Annotated in this window: 17 protein-coding genes; 1 reads left to right on the forward strand and 16 read right to left on the reverse strand. The window is 57.1% G+C overall.

Annotation, left to right across the window (positions count from 1 at the left end):
• Positions 1 to 267 precede the first annotated feature (267 nt).
• The gene (locus VEB01_RS00565; protein WP_324872156.1) at positions 268 to 1,017 is read right to left on the reverse strand and encodes a J domain-containing protein; all 750 of its coding nucleotides are present in this window, start codon (positions 1,015 to 1,017) and stop codon (positions 268 to 270) included.
• Entirely contained in the window at positions 1,014 to 1,724 is a 711-nt protein-coding gene (locus VEB01_RS00570) for a hypothetical protein (protein ID WP_324872157.1), read from the reverse strand. Before VEB01_RS00570 ends, VEB01_RS00565 begins: the two co-directional genes overlap by 4 nt.
• Before the next feature lie 339 nt (positions 1,725 to 2,063).
• Here VEB01_RS00570 and VEB01_RS00575 point away from each other — a divergent pair, with 339 nt between their 5' ends.
• A complete protein-coding gene (locus tag VEB01_RS00575; protein ID WP_324872158.1) occupies positions 2,064 to 2,486 on the forward strand; it encodes a hypothetical protein in 423 nt (140 codons plus the stop codon).
• Positions 2,487 to 2,545: 59 nt separating this feature from the next.
• Here the strand turns inward: VEB01_RS00575 and VEB01_RS00580 are convergent, their stop codons facing one another.
• The 14 genes from VEB01_RS00580 to VEB01_RS00645 all read right to left on the reverse strand — a co-directional run bounded on the left by VEB01_RS00580 (position 2,546) and on the right by VEB01_RS00645 (position 17,410).
• The gene (locus VEB01_RS00580) at positions 2,546 to 5,032 is read right to left on the reverse strand and encodes an ABC transporter permease (RefSeq protein ID WP_324872159.1); all 2,487 of its coding nucleotides are present in this window, start codon (positions 5,030 to 5,032) and stop codon (positions 2,546 to 2,548) included.
• Positions 5,033 to 5,160: 128 nt separating this feature from the next.
• Entirely contained in the window at positions 5,161 to 6,459 is a 1,299-nt protein-coding gene (flgL, locus tag VEB01_RS00585; protein WP_324872160.1) for a flagellar hook-associated protein FlgL, read from the reverse strand.
• A 2-nt stretch (positions 6,460 to 6,461) separates the two neighbouring features.
• Positions 6,462 to 8,135, reverse strand: a complete 1,674-nt coding sequence (gene flgK, locus VEB01_RS00590; protein WP_324872161.1) for a flagellar hook-associated protein FlgK — start codon at positions 8,133 to 8,135, stop codon at positions 6,462 to 6,464.
• Positions 8,136 to 8,205: 70 nt separating this feature from the next.
• Complete coding sequence (gene flgJ / locus VEB01_RS00595; RefSeq protein ID WP_324872162.1) at positions 8,206 to 9,180, reverse strand: flagellar assembly peptidoglycan hydrolase FlgJ; 975 nt, start codon at positions 9,178 to 9,180, stop codon at positions 8,206 to 8,208.
• Between the two features lie 10 nt (positions 9,181 to 9,190).
• On the reverse strand, positions 9,191 to 10,294 hold the full coding sequence (locus VEB01_RS00600; RefSeq protein WP_324872163.1) for a flagellar basal body P-ring protein FlgI: 1,104 nt from the start codon (positions 10,292 to 10,294) through the stop codon (positions 9,191 to 9,193).
• A gap of 23 nt (positions 10,295 to 10,317) precedes the next feature.
• On the reverse strand, positions 10,318 to 10,995 hold the full coding sequence (gene flgH / locus VEB01_RS00605) for a flagellar basal body L-ring protein FlgH (RefSeq protein ID WP_324872164.1): 678 nt from the start codon (positions 10,993 to 10,995) through the stop codon (positions 10,318 to 10,320).
• 12 nt (positions 10,996 to 11,007) lie between these two features.
• Positions 11,008 to 11,796, reverse strand: a complete 789-nt coding sequence (gene flgG / locus VEB01_RS00610; RefSeq protein ID WP_324872165.1) for a flagellar basal-body rod protein FlgG — start codon at positions 11,794 to 11,796, stop codon at positions 11,008 to 11,010.
• A gap of 24 nt (positions 11,797 to 11,820) precedes the next feature.
• Positions 11,821 to 12,561: a flagellar basal-body rod protein FlgF gene (flgF, locus tag VEB01_RS00615; RefSeq protein ID WP_324872166.1), complete on the reverse strand. Its 741-nt coding sequence runs from the start codon at positions 12,559 to 12,561 to the stop codon at positions 11,821 to 11,823.
• A gap of 25 nt (positions 12,562 to 12,586) precedes the next feature.
• The gene (gene flgE, locus VEB01_RS00620) at positions 12,587 to 13,852 is read right to left on the reverse strand and encodes a flagellar hook protein FlgE (RefSeq protein ID WP_324872167.1); all 1,266 of its coding nucleotides are present in this window, start codon (positions 13,850 to 13,852) and stop codon (positions 12,587 to 12,589) included.
• 28 nt (positions 13,853 to 13,880) lie between these two features.
• Entirely contained in the window at positions 13,881 to 14,549 is a 669-nt protein-coding gene (locus tag VEB01_RS00625; RefSeq protein WP_324872168.1) for a flagellar hook assembly protein FlgD, read from the reverse strand.
• A gap of 11 nt (positions 14,550 to 14,560) precedes the next feature.
• Positions 14,561 to 14,980: a flagellar basal body rod protein FlgC gene (gene flgC / locus VEB01_RS00630; RefSeq protein WP_324872169.1), complete on the reverse strand. Its 420-nt coding sequence runs from the start codon at positions 14,978 to 14,980 to the stop codon at positions 14,561 to 14,563.
• 2 nt (positions 14,981 to 14,982) lie between these two features.
• Positions 14,983 to 15,375 (reverse strand): flagellar basal body rod protein FlgB, encoded by a 393-nt coding sequence (gene flgB / locus VEB01_RS00635; RefSeq protein ID WP_324872170.1) that lies wholly within the window; start codon positions 15,373 to 15,375, stop codon positions 14,983 to 14,985.
• Between the two features lie 155 nt (positions 15,376 to 15,530).
• Entirely contained in the window at positions 15,531 to 16,373 is an 843-nt protein-coding gene (locus VEB01_RS00640; protein WP_324872171.1) for a CheR family methyltransferase, read from the reverse strand.
• Positions 16,374 to 16,462: 89 nt separating this feature from the next.
• Complete coding sequence (locus VEB01_RS00645; RefSeq protein WP_324872172.1) at positions 16,463 to 17,410, reverse strand: chemotaxis protein CheV; 948 nt, start codon at positions 17,408 to 17,410, stop codon at positions 16,463 to 16,465.
• Between the last annotated feature and the right edge of the window lie 78 nt (positions 17,411 to 17,488).

Here is a 17,488-nt window from a genome sequence, read left to right on the forward strand (position 1 = left end):
GCGAGAGCGGCGGTCGTAGGCGACCCACAAGGCATCGCGACCGGGCGTCGAGTCATTGTGGAGCCAGGTCCCGACCCCTGGTTGGGTCGGGACCGGTCGAACGCAGGACGGCCGGGGCGCCGAAGGCAATACTCGTCGCCAATTTTTTGCTCCTTTTGGAGACTTGGAGGTCCCAAAAGGTTTCGTAAAAAATGGCGACGCAATCGTTGTAGAACGTTCTCGATCCGTTAACGGGAGCAGGAGCGGGGACTTATGATTTGGGTGATTTCAACGGCCGAGCAAAACGTCTTTGGCTTGATTGATCTTCGCTGCGAGATAGTCGGAGCCGCCCCGGTCGGGATGTATTCTCTGCATCAGGCGGCGATGGGCATCGATGATGATTTCGCGAGAGGAGCCAGAAGCGATGCCTAGGACACGATACGCTTCATCGGTTGTCATTTTGCCATGGTCATGGCCAGCGGTTCGGCTCTCATGCTCCTGCCAGGATGCGTCATGGACGCGCTCCATATAAGCCTTCAGCAGTGAAGCGGATTCTGGGTCGTTGCGGGCATAGTCGTCGTACAGTTCGTTCAGTTGCCCTAGTGTCAAATCGTGCAAGCTGCGGCCGGCATAAAGCCCCGTCAGCACTTCGCCCATGATTTCGCCGGTTATATGGTCGAGCCGCATGCGCAGAAAATGCGACTCCACAAACGAACTGTTACGGCCGCCGCCGGAAGCCGCCTGTTGGGTTGCGGTTCGTTGGTGCTGCCAGCGCCGTAACAGCGGCGCGTATTGAACCAAGAGTTGGACGAGAAGAGGCGCAAGCCGGAATACCGCAGCGATTAGAGCGCCAACCAGCGGAACCAGCCAGACCAGCCGTCCGGTTGCAGCCAGGAATAACAGCGCCAAAACCCCTGCCCAGAGCAGACCGCGCCGGAATTTCTTGGTTGGCGCGGCGGATGGCGTGGAGTCGAGAAAACGGCGGACCGTCAGCACCGCAAGAATAATGACAGCGATCAGCAGGGTGAGTTGAATCAAGGCTTTGCCATCTGATGGGTCAATTGCAGAACGACCCCGCCTCGGGTGCGGCCGAAGTTTTCCAAGGCTTTCAACCCGCCTGCGGCATAGACCGCCACGGCACTGAGCAGATCGCGGAGTTGCCGAGCGCTTCCGGCGTCGAAGCGGCAATGGGCGCCCTGAGTCAGCTTGGCAACCTGCTTGAACGCGAGTTCGGCGGTAGGATCGAAACCTTCCTGAAAGAGAAATGCTCTCATGCCTAGGATTCCCAACTCTCCCGCCGCCTTGCAAAGATAGTCGACGTTTTCTTCCATGCTGTCGCCGACGAATACCAAGGCGTCAACCTTGCTTTTCCGCGTTTCCTGCAAGGCATGCTCCAGAACCTTGCCGATCTGGGTGTATCCTCCGACGCATTCCACGTCAGCCATGCGTCGCCGCAATTCTTCGGCGCGGATTAGCCAAGGGAAGGCCTCGAAGTCCGCAATTCCCCTATAGAAGCAGAGCTGGATCTCCAAGCCGCCGAGAGCCGCCGCCGCATCGAACATCTCCGACTGGATGCGGCGTGCTTCCTGCCAGGTGGGTTCGCGGCTAGCCGTAGCGTCTAGGGCAAAGACAAGTCTTCCTTTGCGTCCTGCCGGTTTGACGTTAGGCGTTTGCGTGAGTTTTTTCAAAAATGCCTGGATGTCACTGCTGCTGGATTGTGACGGAAGCTTTTTCGAGTCGCTCATGGCTGGATTCGAGTGGCGCAGTACAACACGGATTATTCTATCCGGCACATAATCGTTCGGGGAAAATCGCGACCGGACAGGTTTTACTTGCGAACACTTAGACCATCCGGAAAAGGATTTGGCTGCAATAGCTCATGCGCGCATTTGTCGCGACCCCACATCGCAAATATAGCCATCAAGCGTGATAAAGTGGAGTAATTCTTACTCGCTCCGATAATGCTGTGGAGCTTACAAATTAACTGTTTGCATTGCGTTGACAACATGGTAATTTGCGCCTGCTCCATAGTGTTCGTTTATGAACCCCGGAGGCGATAAGAACTTAAGAGGAGGTAGAGCATAATGTCCGAAGATAATAATAACCCAAGTAAGGCGGTTCAAGGTGTCCTCGACACCTTGAAGAGCAACCCGAAAGCTCTTTATGCCGCGATCGGCGCAGTGATGGTGATCATCCTCGTTTTAGCAATGAGCGGTGGCGGCGAAGAGGTGCAGATCAAGACGTCTGTTTCCGTCGGCCAGCAGGTGACTCTGGATAACCCGAACGGCGGGGGTTCGCATTTGACGACCACGCCCGGGTTGGTGAGCACATCGGAAGCCGAAGAGGACCAGGAGCAAAGCGTATGCGTCACCAAGGCAGGGACCAAAGGAACGGTTGAAGAAGAAATGGTAGTCGGTCAATTGCCGTTCGTGAAAGTGAAAGTGCTGGACGGAGACTGCCAAGGGAAGAGCGGTTGGACGTCTAAAGTCAACGTCAAGGGCGGCTGATCGAAACGGCGATGAGCGCCACGGTCATTCGCCCATCGCCGTTTCATGTTTTCTCATACTCATAATTCTCGCAGCACGCGCATCGGGCTGTTTTTTACCACTGATCGCGTATTCATATAACCTGCCAGCCCAACCACCAGCGCTCCTAAAACGGGGGTGGCCAACCAGGTTTCCCAGTGGAACCGATAGGCCAAGTCAAACACCCGGCTGAACAATATCCACGAGATTACCTCGCTGATTGCCGAAGCCAGGATGCCGGCTAAAAATCCCAGCGCGGCGAATTCCACCCATTGCGCATTCCGTAACAAGCGCCGGTTGGCGCCCATGGTCCTCAGCAGTACGTCTTCGTGAATGCGCTCATCCATAGTCGCCCGAACCGCGGCGAATAACACGGTAAACCCTGCCGCCAAAGCCAGCAGCAAGACGTACTCGATGGCGTGTGTTACCTGCTGCAAAATCATTTGAAACTGTTTCAGCAGCGCGTCCACTTCCAGGATTGTCATGCTCGGGAAGGATTTGGTCAGCCGCCCCAGCACCGGCTTCAGGTCCGTCGGCACATAAAAGCTGGTGAGCCAGGTGTGCGGATAGGCATCGAGGCTTCCGGGCGAAAAAATCATGAAGAAATTGGGGGTCATGGTATCCCAGCGTACGCTGCGGGTGCCGATCGCAGTAGCTGCCAATGGTTGACCTGCAATGTTGAAAGTGAGTTTGTCACCCAGATCGATCCCGAGACTCTCGGCAAGCTCAGCCTCCACCGAAACGGTAAGCGGACCACTTCCATCTACCCATTTTCCCTGAACCACCCGGTTGTCCGGTGGCAGCTTCGACGCCCAGGTGAGGCTCAGCTCGCGATTGATGGAGGATTCGGCCCGTGAGTCCTTGTGCACGATCGCAAAGACGTCTTTGCCGTTGATGGCGGTCAGCCGACCGCGCACGATGGGGTAGTACTCGCTGCTGGCGATACCCTCTTGGCTCAAGGCCTCGCGGAATCTTTCCAGATCGGTGTCAAACAAGTTAAGGGCGAAATGATTGGGCGTGTTTGCCGGTAATTGCCGCTTCCATTCCTGCAGCAGCTCGGTACGGACCAAGAGGCTGACCAGCATGGCCACGAGGGTGATGCTGAAGGCCAGTATCTGACTCACCCCGAGCCGTGGGTGGCGGGTCAAATGCTGGAGGCCAAAGCGCCACGACAGTGAAACGTACGGCAAGAGTAAGCGGCCGAGACCCAGCAACCACAAGCCGATGAGGCTGAATACGGCCACCGCCGTACCGCCTATGGCCAGCACGCTGGCGGTCATGATCCAATCGCGGGTATAGCGCCAGAGGAGAGCGCTTAGGGTAAGAGCGGCGAACCCGTACACCACCCAGGCGCTGGACGGTAAAGGTTCGAGATCGCGTCGTAACACTCGCAAGGGAGCCAATCGCCTGAGTCTGAGTATGGGCGGCAGGGCGAAGCCGAACAGGATCAGGAGTCCGGTGGCCGCGCCGAACATCACCGCGTGCCAGTCGGGACTGGCCAACGTGTGCGGCAGCAGGGAGCGCAGTAAATGTATGACGCCTTCCTGGGCCAGATAACCTAAGGCACAGCCGAGCGAACTGGCGATGAGGCCGACAGCCAAAAACTGGCTCAAGTAAATCCATAGGATATCCCGTTCGCGAGCCCCCAAGCATTTGAACATGGCGGTCATGTCGTAGTGCCGTTCGGTATAGCGGCGCGCACTCATGGCAATGGCGACACCCGAAATCAACACCACCGCGATACTGGTCAATCCCAGATAGCGTTCGGCGCGGTTCAGGGCATTGCCCAGTTCGGGCCGATCTTCGTGCACGTCGAGGATGCGTTGGCCCGGATGCAGCTGGGGTTTGAGCCAGCGCTTGAATGCGCGTAGCGCTCGTTCGTCACCGGCAAACAATTCGTAATAATGAACGTGACTGCCGGGTTGGATGACCCGAGTTTCGGCGACATCGGCTTGGTTCATCAGTACCCGGGCCGAGAGGCTGTAGAGGTCGCCGCGACGGTCCGGCTCATGGGTGAGAATGCGAGTGACGCGCAGCGGCTTTTCACCCACGGTGATTTTGCTGCCCAGATTCAAACCCAATGTCGCCAGCACGCGCTGTTCCACCCAGGTCTCGCCGCGATTCGGGATCTCGCGGGTTTCGGTGGCTAGCGCGATGCCGCCCAGGGTGGTGCGAAGCGAGCCGCGCAACGGATAACCGTTTTCGACCGCTTTAACGCCTACTAAAAGCAACTCGTCGTTTTCGATCAATACGCTGGAAAACTCGGTGGTGCGGGCTGCTTGCAGCCCGTGCGACGATGCCTCCTGCCGCCAGGAATCCGGCGGTTCCTGATGACCACCGACAACGAGATCAGCCGCCAAGAACTCTGCCGTCTGGAGATTCATCGTGCGGACTAGCCTATCGCCCAGTAGGCTAACCGCGCTGGAGCTGGCTACCGCGATCAGCAGCGCCACCATCAGGATGGTCAATTCGCCGCTGCGCCAATCGCGTGCGACCAGTTTCAGGGCAAGTTTGAAATTTTTAGCCACGGCTGGATCTCGTCATTTTCAGCATGCCGGCGATGCTTGATAAAAGACAAATTTGCCGGAAATAAATTCGGACGCGCGAAGCATACCCGGCGGGGCTCGCGTCAGGAAAGAGTGCGGAATGCTAAGCTTTAACGAAGATAATCAAAAAGAGACAATCCCTGTACCTTGACATATGCCTGCTGAGCGGCCTGTAGCGCAACTTGCTGGATATTGAACCGGCTGATCGCTTCTGCGTAGTCCAGATCCTGGATATTGGACAAAGTCGCTTGAGTATCGACTATGAACCTGCTTTGCAGGTCTTCCTGCTCGTCCAGTGCGTTCAGCCGTGCGCCGACGCTTGCTCGGGTATCCAAAATGTTTTGCAGCGCCGCGTCGATATCGGTCAGTGCGGCATTAGCCGCATCGTGGAAAGTCAAGTCGGCGCCTGTGCTTGATTGCGGGTTGGTGAAGCCGAGGTCGGTCAGGACTCCATCGCTATCGTTACTGACGGTCACGGACGAGGTGGCCCCGGCGGTTGCCGAAACGAATTCAATCGACCCCGCTCGATGCTGAGCGGCGACCGTTCCGCTCAAAGCAGTGGCGCCGATGCCGGCATTTATGGCGGTGACGAGATCGTCGGCAGATGCATAGTTCGCGGCGGCGACGGACACCGTATCCGCCGCGCCGCCGTCGACCGCCAGATCGAAAGTCACAGCACCGCCGCTGTAGTCGATGCCGGAGGACAGATCCTGCGTTCCGAGGACAGCGCTGTGAGATGCGGTGAAGTTTCCGGTCAAGGCCTGGGTCAGGGAATGCAAGGTATTGAGTATGCTCTGCTTGCCCCCGGAGGCGGCTATGGCATTGGCTCCCGAGCTTGAAGAAACATTCTCGAATACGGCGAATCCGGAATCGCCATCGGCCATGGGCCGTTGCGGGCCGATTTGCAGGAGACGCTGATTCTTGTCGCCTTGATAGACATAGCTCGGCGGGGTCCGGCTATTGTCGAATGCGAATGGGACGGCGTCAGAGCGAAAGCCGGCGAAAATATATTCGCCGTTGGCGTCCCGCGTATTCGCCAGTCCGAGCGTTTCGTCCAAAAGCTGTTGCATTTCCTTTGCGATGGCCTGGCGATCGCTGGAGCTAAGCGAGTCGTTGAGGCTCTGGACAGTCAATTCGCGTGCACGCTGCAGCACGTTGTCCGCTCCCGCCAACGTGGACTCCTCAAATTCCAATCTTGACCGGGTTGCCTGAATGTTGGACTGAAACTGTCGGTTGCTTTCCAGCGATTCATTTAAGTCCAGTGCACGCACCGCGGCACTAGGGTCATCCGCGGGAGTCAGGAGGCGCTGGCCGGTGGAGAGCTGCAATTGCGTTTTGGAGAGCTTGGCTTGCTGGCCAAGGATCGCATTGATGCCGAACTGTTCCATCAAGGACGTTGAAATGCGCATGCTTATCTCCTCACGGCTCCGATCAGCGCATCGAACATATCGTTCATAGCGGGAATCAATTGTGCGGCGGCCTGATAGGCCTGTTGATACCGTAACAGGTTGGCCGCTTCCTCATCGAGATTCACGCCCGACACCGAATCGCGCGCCTGTTTCGCGTGGTCCAGCAATTGTCTCTGTGCAGTACTATCGATCTCAGCGGCGTGGGTCAGCGTGCCTACGTCGCCGACGATGTCGTTGTAGGCGTCCTGATAGGTGGCTTTCCCGCCCAGAAGGGATGGCGTCGTCTGTAGCTGAGCCAGGGCGCGGGCGTTGGTGTTATCGCCGGGTCCCGTGAAAGGCGATCCTGCCGCCGCGATTTCTCGCGGGTCGGTCAGCGAAGCGGCCAGATCGCCGGCCACTCGCCGGAACGGGCGAATGAGAAAGCTGTCGTTGGCCGCCGCGGAGCCGCTTCCGATGCCAATGCTCAAGCCGTCTACGGCGAAGGTTCCGGTGGCATTGGTGAACTGGGTGTTGTCGCTCAGACGGGTGAGGGTGTAATCGGTACCGTCATAATCCAACCGGTAATCGGTCGCCGTCAAATCGGCGGGACCGTTGCCGGCGCTGTTGTCGAAGGCGATAGACAACACGGCGTTGCCGCCATTCGTCTGCTTATTGAACGAGCTGTATTGGCCGATCGCCGGGTTCGTGACGTCGGTGAAAAAATTGGCACCGGCATTTCCGTTCAAGTCGGAGCCAGCCGAGTGCTGGGCGTTAAATAGGGCCGCGAGCCCCACGGCGATGCGCCCTAGCGCGTTTTGGGCCGGGTCGAGTATTTCGCTGCCGAAGCGCAATAATCCACCAATTTCTCCGCCGCTGATGGCGCTGGTAATAACAACGGCGCTAGAGCCTCCGACCGTAATGGCGATGTCTTTCTGGTCGGGATCGTAAGCCGAGTCTTGCAGGCTCAACTGGCTTGCCATCGAGCCCATGACCAGTGCCTGTCCGCTGCCGATAAAGACGTTCAAAGAGCCGTCCTTTTGTTCAAACAGGCTGGTGTTCACTTTCTGCGCCAATTGCTCGGCCAGCAGGTTACGCTGATCGAGCAGATCATTGGGCGGTTTGCCCGCTTGGCCATAGGCCACGACGATACGCTCGTTTAGAGCGGCGATCCCCTTGGCCAGGCCGTTGATCTCATCGAGATTGGTGCTCAAGTTTTGATTCACTTGGCTCCGCAGGTCGTCCATGCGGTCATTCAGAACATTAAAACGCCGTGCCAGCGTTTCGCCCTCGGTCAACATCACGCGCCGCGCGGCGATCGATGTGGGATCGTTGACCACGTCCTGGACCGAATTGAAAAACGATTGAAGCGAGGGCGACAGGCTGGCATCGGGATCCGCGATGAAGTTGTCGACCTGTGTGGCCATCTGGTGGTAAGTCTCCAATTCCGCATGGGTGGAGAGACTGCTCCGGAGCTGAGTGTTGAGAAAACTATCATAGGAGCGAGTGATAGACGCAATGTCGACGCCGTTTCCGACAAAACCCGCACCGGTAAACGAGGGCAAGCGTTCGACTTGCTCCGTTCTCTGCCGGCTGTAACCTTCGGTGTTAACGTTGGCGATGTTGTGCCCGGTCGTCGTCAGTCCGCGCTGAGCCGCCATCAATCCGGATGTCGCTATGCCAAGAAGTCCGCCAGCCATAATTAACCACTCGAATGAATAATGCTCTTACACTCGTTATCGGCACTGATCGTTCTAACTGAAGACCGAATCAGGCAACGGGTAACGTTTCAAACGCACGATGTTCCTCGTATATGGATAGAACCTTGCGTGCATAGTTGGGATCCGTGGCGTAGCCGGCCTTCTGCAAGGAAGCCATGAATTGTCGCGGATTATCGGTATGTTCCAACGCCGCCGCGTAACGGGGATTGGTCTTAAGGAAATTCACGTAATCCCGAAAACTCTCGGCATAGTCGTTGTAGGCGCGGAATGCCGCTCTGTCGCGTACGGCGATACCGTCGGCGTATTCGAGGGTCCGGGCGGTCACGTGCTGGCCGGTCCAGTGCCGATCGGCCTTGATGCCGAAGAGATTATGGCTGTGTCCGTCATTCCCTCGCGCCGCCATCGTTTTTCCCCAGCCTGTTTCCAAGGCGGCCTGTGCCAAGAGCAGCTTGGGATCGACGCCCAGTTCGGCGGCAGCTTCCTGAGCGTGAGGCCAGAGCGCGGTTACAAATTCCTTGGGATTGGCGAACGGTTCGGTTTGGGGTGAGCTTTGGGCGGTCCGAAGCCGAGCGGTCGCTTTATCGGTCATCTTGGCTGCGGTTCCGTACTCCACTTTCAAACCTTCGGCTGTCATGTGTTCAGATGGCCCCGCATCAATCCTGGGAAGCGCATTATCGCGGTATTCGTCGAGGCTCATGCCGGGTTTTGGGTCACTGGAAGATTTGTCGCCGCCCAGCTGCTGAACCAGCATATCGGAAAAGCCGAGGCTGGACCGCTTGCCTAGTTCCACTGCCAATTGCTGATCGTACATATCGCGAAACATCTGGGACTGCTTGCCGTCCATTAGCCCGCCCTTGGGCACGGCCTCTCGCATGCTCTTCAAGGCCATTTGAATGAACAGCGACTCGAATTGCCGGGCGGTTTCACCGAGTGCTGCCTTCGGGTCATGCTTAGCCTGATTCTTGAGCTGGGCGGTGCCCTTGAAGTCGGTATACACATCGGCCATGCCCGTTTGCTTTATCATGCCGGTTCTCCTAAATCACGATCAGCTCGGCGCGGAGTGCTCCGGCGCTTTTCAAAGCTTCCAGGATGGCGACGAGATCGCTTGGCGCAGCGCCTACGCGATTGACAGCTTGCACGATTTCATCGAGCGATACCCCGGGATTGAAAACGAACATACGGTTCGCTTCCTCGTTTACGGTCAAGTCGGATCGGGGCACCACGGCGGTCGAACCTCCGGAGAGGGGCGGGGGCTGGCTGACGATGGGTTTTTCGCTGATGGTGACCGAGAGATTGCCGTGGGTCACGGCGGCTGGTTGAACCCGGACATGGCTGCTGATCACGACCGTGCCGGTGCGTGAATTGACGATGACCTTGGCGGGGGCCTCAGCCGGGCTGACTTCCAGATTTTCGATCATGGACGTGAACGAGACCCGCTGGGCCGGATCGCGCGGCGCGTTGACCTGAACGGATGCCGCATCCAACGGACGCGCCACGCTTCCGCCATAGGTTCGGTTGATGATGTCGGCTACTTGGTTGGCGGTGGTGAAATCGGGCGTATGCAAGTTGAGCATCAGATTGCTGCCTTGGGCGAAACCCGTCGGGACTTCGCGCTCCACCGTGGCGCCATTTGGAATTCTGCCGGAACTGGGCACGTTGACGGTGATCTTGGAACCGTCCTGACCCTGCGCGCTTAGCCCCCCGACCACGAGATTGCCTTGGGCAAGCGCATAGATCTGGCCGTCGGCGCCCTTGAGCGGCGTCATCAAGAGGCTGCCGCCGCGGAGACTCGTGGCGTCGCCCAGCGATGAAACATTGACGTCGATCGTCTGTCCGGGCTTGGCAAAGGCCGGCAGATCGGCCTGTATGGAAACGGCGGCGATATTTTTCGATTTGAGGTCGATGCCGGGTGGCACGGTCACGCCTAGTTGGAGCAGCATATTGCGCAAGGTTTGGCTGGTGAACCGGTTCTTGTCGCCGGTGCGGTTCAAGCCGACGACCAGGCCGTAGCCGATCAACTGGTTGCTGCGAACGCCGGCGACCGAGGCGATATCTTTAACCCGCTCCGCCATCGCCTGGGATTGCGGCAGGGCAAAGGCCAGAAGACCGATCTTAAAGACTGCGCGCAGAGAGAACATACCCACGGCCTTACCTCAATCGATCAGAAGGGAAACAGTATGCTGGTGAAAAACCGTTGCAGCCAACCCATACGGTTGACGTCGGCCACTACGCCTTCTCCGTTGTAAATAAAGGTCGCATCGGCAACTTTTGTGGAGTCCACGGTATTGCTAGTATCGAGGTCCACCGGGCGCACCAGTCCCGAGAGCTTGATGTATTCATTGCCCTGGTTCAGGCCCACGCGCTTTTCACCCTGCACCCGGAGATTGCCGTTGGGCAGCACTTCCACCACGGTAACGCTGATGTTCCCGGTCAAGAGATTGCTCTGATTGCTCTCGCCTTTGCCTTCGAACTTGTGCGTCGATTCCAGGCTGCTGGATACGTTGTAACCGAGGATTTCAGCCGCTTCCTGCCCCATCAGCATGGGGGCTTTTACCTGGGTGGTCGCCGAACGGTCGGCCTTGGTATCCGCGTCTTTCTGGGCATTCGTTCTTTCCACCAGCCGGATGGTGAGGGTGTCGCCGACCCGTCGCGCCTTATGGTCTTCGAACAGCCGCATGTCGTAGCCCGACTGAAAAATCGCCCCGGGATTCTGCATGGGCGGCGTCATGTCCTCGGGACGGGCCGGCGCGTAGGCAGGATCCCGCCGCGGCGGCGGATTGAGGATGGCGGCACAGCCGTTCAGCGTCAGCAGGATGAGAAAGAGGGCCGTGGACTTCATCGAATCAGCACATCAGAGCGTATTAGAGGCAAAGCCCAGCATTTCGTCCGTGGTGGCGATGGCTTTGGAGTTCATCTCATAAGCGCGCTGGGTTTCGATCATATTGACCAACTCCTCCACGACGTTAACGTTCGAAGTTTCCAGAGAACCCTGGACTACTTTTCCGATTCCGTCTTCTCCCGGCGTGCCGACAATCGGGGCGCCGCTCGAGACCGACTCCCGGTACTGATTTTCTCCGATCGGTTCCAGCCCTGTCGGGTTGATGAAGTCCGCGAGCTGGATGTTGCCGATGACATTGGGCGTAGGGTTGCCGGGCTCCAGGACGGATACCGTGCCATCGTTGCCGATCGTGACGCTCAAGGCGCCCTGCGGCACGGTCATGGCCGGTTCCAAGGGATAGCCGCCGTTGGTGACGATTTGACCGGTGGAGTCGAGCTTGAACGAGCCGTCGCGGGTATAGGCGATATCGCCGTTCGGGGTAAGAATCTGGAAAAAACCGCGGCCGTTGATGGCAATGTCCAGAGAGTTCTGGGTCTGGAGGATATTGCCCTGCGTGTGAATTTTTTCCGTGGCGACTGTCCGAACCCCGGTACCCAGCTGTAAGCCGGACGGGAGCGTGGTGTTTTGCGTGGACTGCGCTCCCACCTGCCTGACGTTCTGATAGAGCAGGTCTTCGAAGAGCGCCCGTTCCTTTTTGAAACCGGTGGTGTTGACGTTCGCCAGATTGTGCGAAATCACCGACATATGGGTTTGCTGCGCATCCAGGCCGGTCTTGGCGATCCAAAGGGAAGGGGTGGTCATGGTCTTGAACCTCTCGGAGTGTCTTTAGCCGATCCGCATGAGTTCGGCGCTTGCGTTGCCGTTGTCTTCGACGGTCTTCATCATCTTGATCTGGTATTCGAACTCCCGCGCCAGTTCGATCATTTGCACCATTTCTTCCACGGTGCTGACATTGCTTCCTTCCAGCGAGCCGGTCACCAGTTGAACCTCGTTGGTGGCTTCCGCCGGAGCCCCGTCCTTGACCCGCATCAGCCCGTCCGTGCCTTTTTCAAGCTGGGATTTATCCGGTTTCACCAGCTTGATGCGGTCGAGCACCGCCAAGGCGGTGGCATTGGCGCCTTGCGGAATGATGCTGATCGTTCCGTCCACGCCGATTTCGACCTTTTGCGCGGGCGGAATGGCGATGGGTCCGGCGTTGCCGAGCACCGCCAAGCCGCTGCCGGTGACGAGTTGTCCCTCGGGCGTGATATGCAAATCCCCGGCCCGTGTATACGCCTCGCTGCCGTCCTTGGCTTGCACGGCCAGCCAGCCTTCGCCGTTGATGGCGACGTCGAGATCCCGCCCGGTGGTTTGCAACGAGCCAGTCGACAAATCGACGCCGGGACGCTCGGTCATGGCATAGACCCGGCTGGGGTACCCGTTCCCGAATACCGGCATCGTGCGGAGTTGCTCGAAATCGGCGCGAAAGCCCGGGGTATTCGCATTGGCCAGATTGTTGGCGTTGGATGCTTGGGCCAGCAGAATCTGCTTGGCACCGCTCATCGCGACATAAAGGCTACGGTCCATGGTCGGAGGTCCTGGCTATCGGGCGTTAACGAATATTGAGGAGCGTTTGGGTGATCGTGTTTTCCGTGGAAATGGTCTGCGCGTTCGCCTGATAAGCCTGCTGGGCGATGATGAGATTGACGAGTTGCTGCGCCAAGTCCACGTTGGCCCCCTCCAGTGCGCCGGCTTTGATGGAGCCGAAGCTGCTGGTACCGGCTACGCCATTGATCGGCACGCCCGAATTGGCGCTTTCTCCCCATTCGGTGTCGCCGAGCTTGGAGAGTCCTTGCGGGTTTTGGAAACGGACCAGGGCCACCTGCCCCAAAGGTTTGGAACCCCCGTTGCTAAAGCGGGCAAAAACGATCCCGGTGTCGTCGATGTCTACCCCCGTGAGTCGTCCGATGGTTAGGCCGTCTTGGGTCAAGGTGTTGACGCTAAATGCGCTGCCAAGCTGGGTGGAGCCGGCCAGGTCGAGCGTGAGCTGGATAGGCTGAGCACTGGGGTTGATGGTTACAGAGTCCGTCTGAAACTGGGTTGTCGCTGTGGAACCATTAACCTGGCTGAGCTTGCCATCGGAGTCGAACAATAAGGTAGTCGGGTCAGTGGTTGTGCCGCCCAGCATGTTTTGCCCGTCCACGTAGGCATGCAGTTCCCATTCGTTGGTGGTCGCGGTTTTGACGTAGTAACTGGTCGCGATGTGGGTATTCCCCAGTGAGTCGTAGATCGTGACCGAAGTGGCATGGGTATAGCTGGTGGGATCCGTCGGGTCGAAAGGCGTGGTGGCGGGCGGGGTTTGACGGGAATCGACATTGACGCCCATCGCTACGGAGCTCGTGGCTTTCGGCAGGCCTTGCGTCGAATCGAGCTGCAAGGTCTGGAATACGCCGGTACTGAAGCCTTCGGCCACTGTTTCGCCATTTGGTGCGTAAACCAGCAGCGGTTGGCCGAGGTGATTCACCACATAACCTTCTTGATCCATGTGAAAGGCGCCGGCGCGGGAATAGACCCGCTCATTGATGTTGTCGACGTTATCGCCGAGGACGAAGAAGCCTTCACCGCTGATCGCGAGATCGAGATTGTTCTCGGTGAATTCAAGGTTGCCTTGGTTGAACTGTTGCGCCACGTTAGTCACCCGTACGCCGGCGCCAGGCGTGATGGACGAAACGCCTCCCAAGCTGCTGGCATAGACGTCGGCGAATTCGGAGCGGGATTTCTTGAATCCCGTCGTATTGGCATTGGCGACGTTGTTGCCGGTTACCGAGAGCATATTGGACGCGGCATTCAAGCCACTTAAAGCAGTGTTAAAGGCCATGACTTACCTCGCTAGATGACAATAGTTATTAAAGGACAGCCCGAATATCGTTTAACGTGTAACGCCCGAGACCGCTGAGATGGACTTCCATGCCTTTCGATCCGCCCACGGTTACGCTTTCCACCGGAGCGGCGATTTGCGTTTCGAGCGCTGTGGTTCGGCCGGCAATAACGGCTTCGGCTTTGATCCTGTAAAGTCCGGGATCGGCAAAGTGCAGTTCGTCTTCCAGCTTGCCATCCCACTCGAACGACAACGGTCCTTCGGCTTGCGGCCCGAGTTCCAGCATTCGGATCAAATTACCGTTCTTGTCCGTAATTCGGACGTTAACCTGTTCGGCCTCGGACGGCACACTCAGCTCGCCCTCGATCTTGCCGTTGGCGGCCAAAATGCCTTTATCGGAAGCGATCAGCGCGGATCGCCCCACCAGGTTCGCGGCCATCAAGGCCTGTTCTTTGTTGGCGGATGCCGCAAAGTCGGAGAATGAGGATTGCAATTGCTGGATTCCCGTCACGGTGCTGAACTGGGCCAGCTGATTGACGAATTCAGTGCCGTCCTGAGGCTTGAGGGGATTCTGACTGGTCAGTTGGGTGACCATCAGCTTGAGGAAGTCCTCTTGACCCAGTTCGTTGCGTTTCCGAGTTGGCGACGCGGTTTCGGTCAGTCCGAGAGATTTAAGCGCGTTGACATCGATGCTCATGATCCGTCACCTCAGGCTTGTCCGAGACGCAAGGTCTGCAGCATCAGCTGCTTGGCGGTATTCGCCACCTCGACATTGTCCTGATAGGATCGGGATGCGGACATCATGTTGGTCATTTCTTCGATGGTGTTGACGTTCGGCTTGAAGATATAGCCATCGGCATTGGCCATCGGGTGATCCGGCGCATATTCCATGCGCAAAGGCGTTTGGCTCTCCACCACGCCGAGTACCTGCACGCCGACCGGTGCGTTACGCTTATCCGAGGCTTCCTGAAGCTGTGCCGCAAACACGGGCTGCCGGGATCGATAAGTCTGTTCGACGCTGCTGCTGACACTGTCCGCATTGGATAAATTGCTGGCCACCAGGTTGAGCCGCAGCGACTGCGCGGCCATTCCGGAGCTGGCGATATCAAAGATCTTGAACGACGACATGGTTATTCTCCCGTCAGGGCGATTCTCAAAGAGGAGATCTTGCCACTCAAAAAGTTGAGAGTGGCTTGGTATTGCACCGCGTTTTCGGCGAAACGCATCTGTTCTTGTTCGGTTTCCACCGTATTGCCGTCCAAACTAGGTTGCGACGGTACCCGATACGATGTTTCTCCCCGCGATCCGAAGGGCGTTGCCGTCAGATGCCCGGCCTGGGTAGCCGCGAGGTTGACGGGGGAGGGGGCGACGCTTTTCAGTACCGAACGGAAATCCAGATCGCGGGCTTTGTAGTTCGGCGTGTCGGCATTGGCCAAGTTGGAAGCCAATAACTCGGTGCGCTGATCGCGGAGTTTCAGCGCTAGGGGATGGATGCCGAGGGCATTATCGAAATTGATCGTCATAAACATATCCTCGTTGCCTGCTGTGCAGTACTAAGCACGAGGTATGCCACGTAAAAAGTGTCCGTCTAAACAGTAGCTTGTGAGTTATGGCTTGAAGACGGAAAAGATAAGCGGCAATTTTTCGCCACTTGGGGCGGTAAATTTGCCGGATAATGTCAGAGAGCTGGCTTTAAGCGGTAATAGCGGCAAGTGGCGCCGCGAACGATCTCATACGAATCAAGCCCGGACGGAAGGGATTCCGTGCTGCTCAGGAACAGGTAGCCGCCCGGATTGAGCACTTTGGCGATGCGCGCCAAGATATCGCGCTTCAATTCCTCGGAGAAGTAAATCAGCACGTTGCGGCAAAAGATAATGTCAAACTTCCCCAGCGCCGCGAAAGGCTTGAGTAAATTGAATTGCTGGAAGCGGACGCGATCGGCAACCTCCGGTTTGAGCTTCCATTTGTCCTGATAGCGCTCGAAGTAACGAGACTTTAGATTACCGTCCAATCCGCGCGACAATGCCATTTCGCTATAGACGGCCTGGGTGGCTTCGGCCAAAACTGATTCCGAAATGTCGGTCCCGATGATCTGTACGTTTCTTTTTATGCCGGTCCAACCGTAACGGAAGAATTCCTCGACACAGAGACCGATCGAATAAGGTTCCTGCCCTGAAGAGCAGGCTGCGGACCAAATTCTCAAGGGGCCTCCGGTTTTATTGGCCGCCCAAGCCGGCAAGAGAACGTTTCTAAGCTCCTCGAAATGGGAGTTGTCACGAAACCAAAAAGTCTCATTTGTGGTCATGGCGTCGATAATGCGGGTTCTGAGCTTCGAGGGGACGGCATCAATTCGGAGTGCGGCTATCAATTGCGCTATAGACGCATAATCACTCTCTTTCAAAAGTCCGGTCAAACGATTTTTAACCAGGTATTGCTTGCCATTGCTGAGCAATATTCCGCACGAGTCCACGAGGAATTTCTGGAAGACTGAAAATTCGTCGGGATTCAAATCCGGTTTCATGAATACTCCACTTGGCAGGCTTGTTTAACGGCTCGCGCGGCATTTCGCGCAATGATGTGCTTGCCTGGTTTCGCTTGATTCGGAACTTCTTATGTCCTTCTTGCTTCTTGGGTCGATAAAAGATGTTCTTCCAGGCGCTGTTGTACAACCCGCGCGAGATCATCCGGAACGTATTTGGCAAGAAACTTGTTGGCGCCGACTTTTTCAACCATCGTCTGATTGAAGACACCACTCAGCGAGGTATGAAGCAACACATATACATCTTTCATAGCGGGGTCTTTGCGCATCTTTGCCGTGAGCGTATAGCCGTCCATGCGCGGCATTTCCACGTCGGAAATTATCATGGCCAAGTAATCATTTAAATTTTTTCCTTCGGATACCCAGTGTTCGAGGATTTCCAGCGCCTCCTGGCCGTCTTTGGCAATCGTGCTCGTCACCTCGAGCTGGTCTAGTACACGCACGATTTGAGTACGGGCAACGACCGAATCGTCTACGACAAGCACACGCTGCTCAAGGACCTTGGTGTTCTCATCAATCACGCCGTCCGAAACGTGGTCGCTGCCACCTATGACTTCCTTCATTACTTTTTCCACGTCGATGACTTCGATGAGTTCCCTTTCGTATTGCGTCACGGCGGTAAGATAGCTTTCATTACCCGCGCCTTTCGGCGGCGGCTGGATTTGCTCCCAGCCCATATTGATGATGTGGTCGACCCCACTAACGAGGAATCCCTGGGTAGAGCGGTTGTATTCGGTGATGATGACATAGCCGCCGCCGTCGCGAGGCAGCGGGCGCGCGCCAATAGCCATGGAAAGGTCCATCACCGGTATGGTTTTGCCGCGCAAGTGGGCAACCCCGCAAATCACCGGATGGGATTTCGGCAGCTGAGTCAGGGGCGGACACTGAATGACTTCCTGCACTTTGAATACGTTAATTCCGAAGCGCTGGAAGCCACCGAGTTTGAACAGCAGCAGTTCGAGGCGATTGTGTCCGGCGAGCTTGGTTCTTTGGTCCACGCCTTCGAGTATGCCAGCCATTCTGAATCTCCGGGAAAAGTTGATCGTGACTAAAGTGTAGCGGCTGGCGGGTGATCCGCTTGAGTCCGGTTCGGCATA

The sequence above is a fragment of the Methylocaldum sp. genome, from assembly GCF_035627495.1.
In the GTDB taxonomy this organism is placed as follows: domain Bacteria; phylum Pseudomonadota; class Gammaproteobacteria; order Methylococcales; family Methylococcaceae; genus Methylocaldum.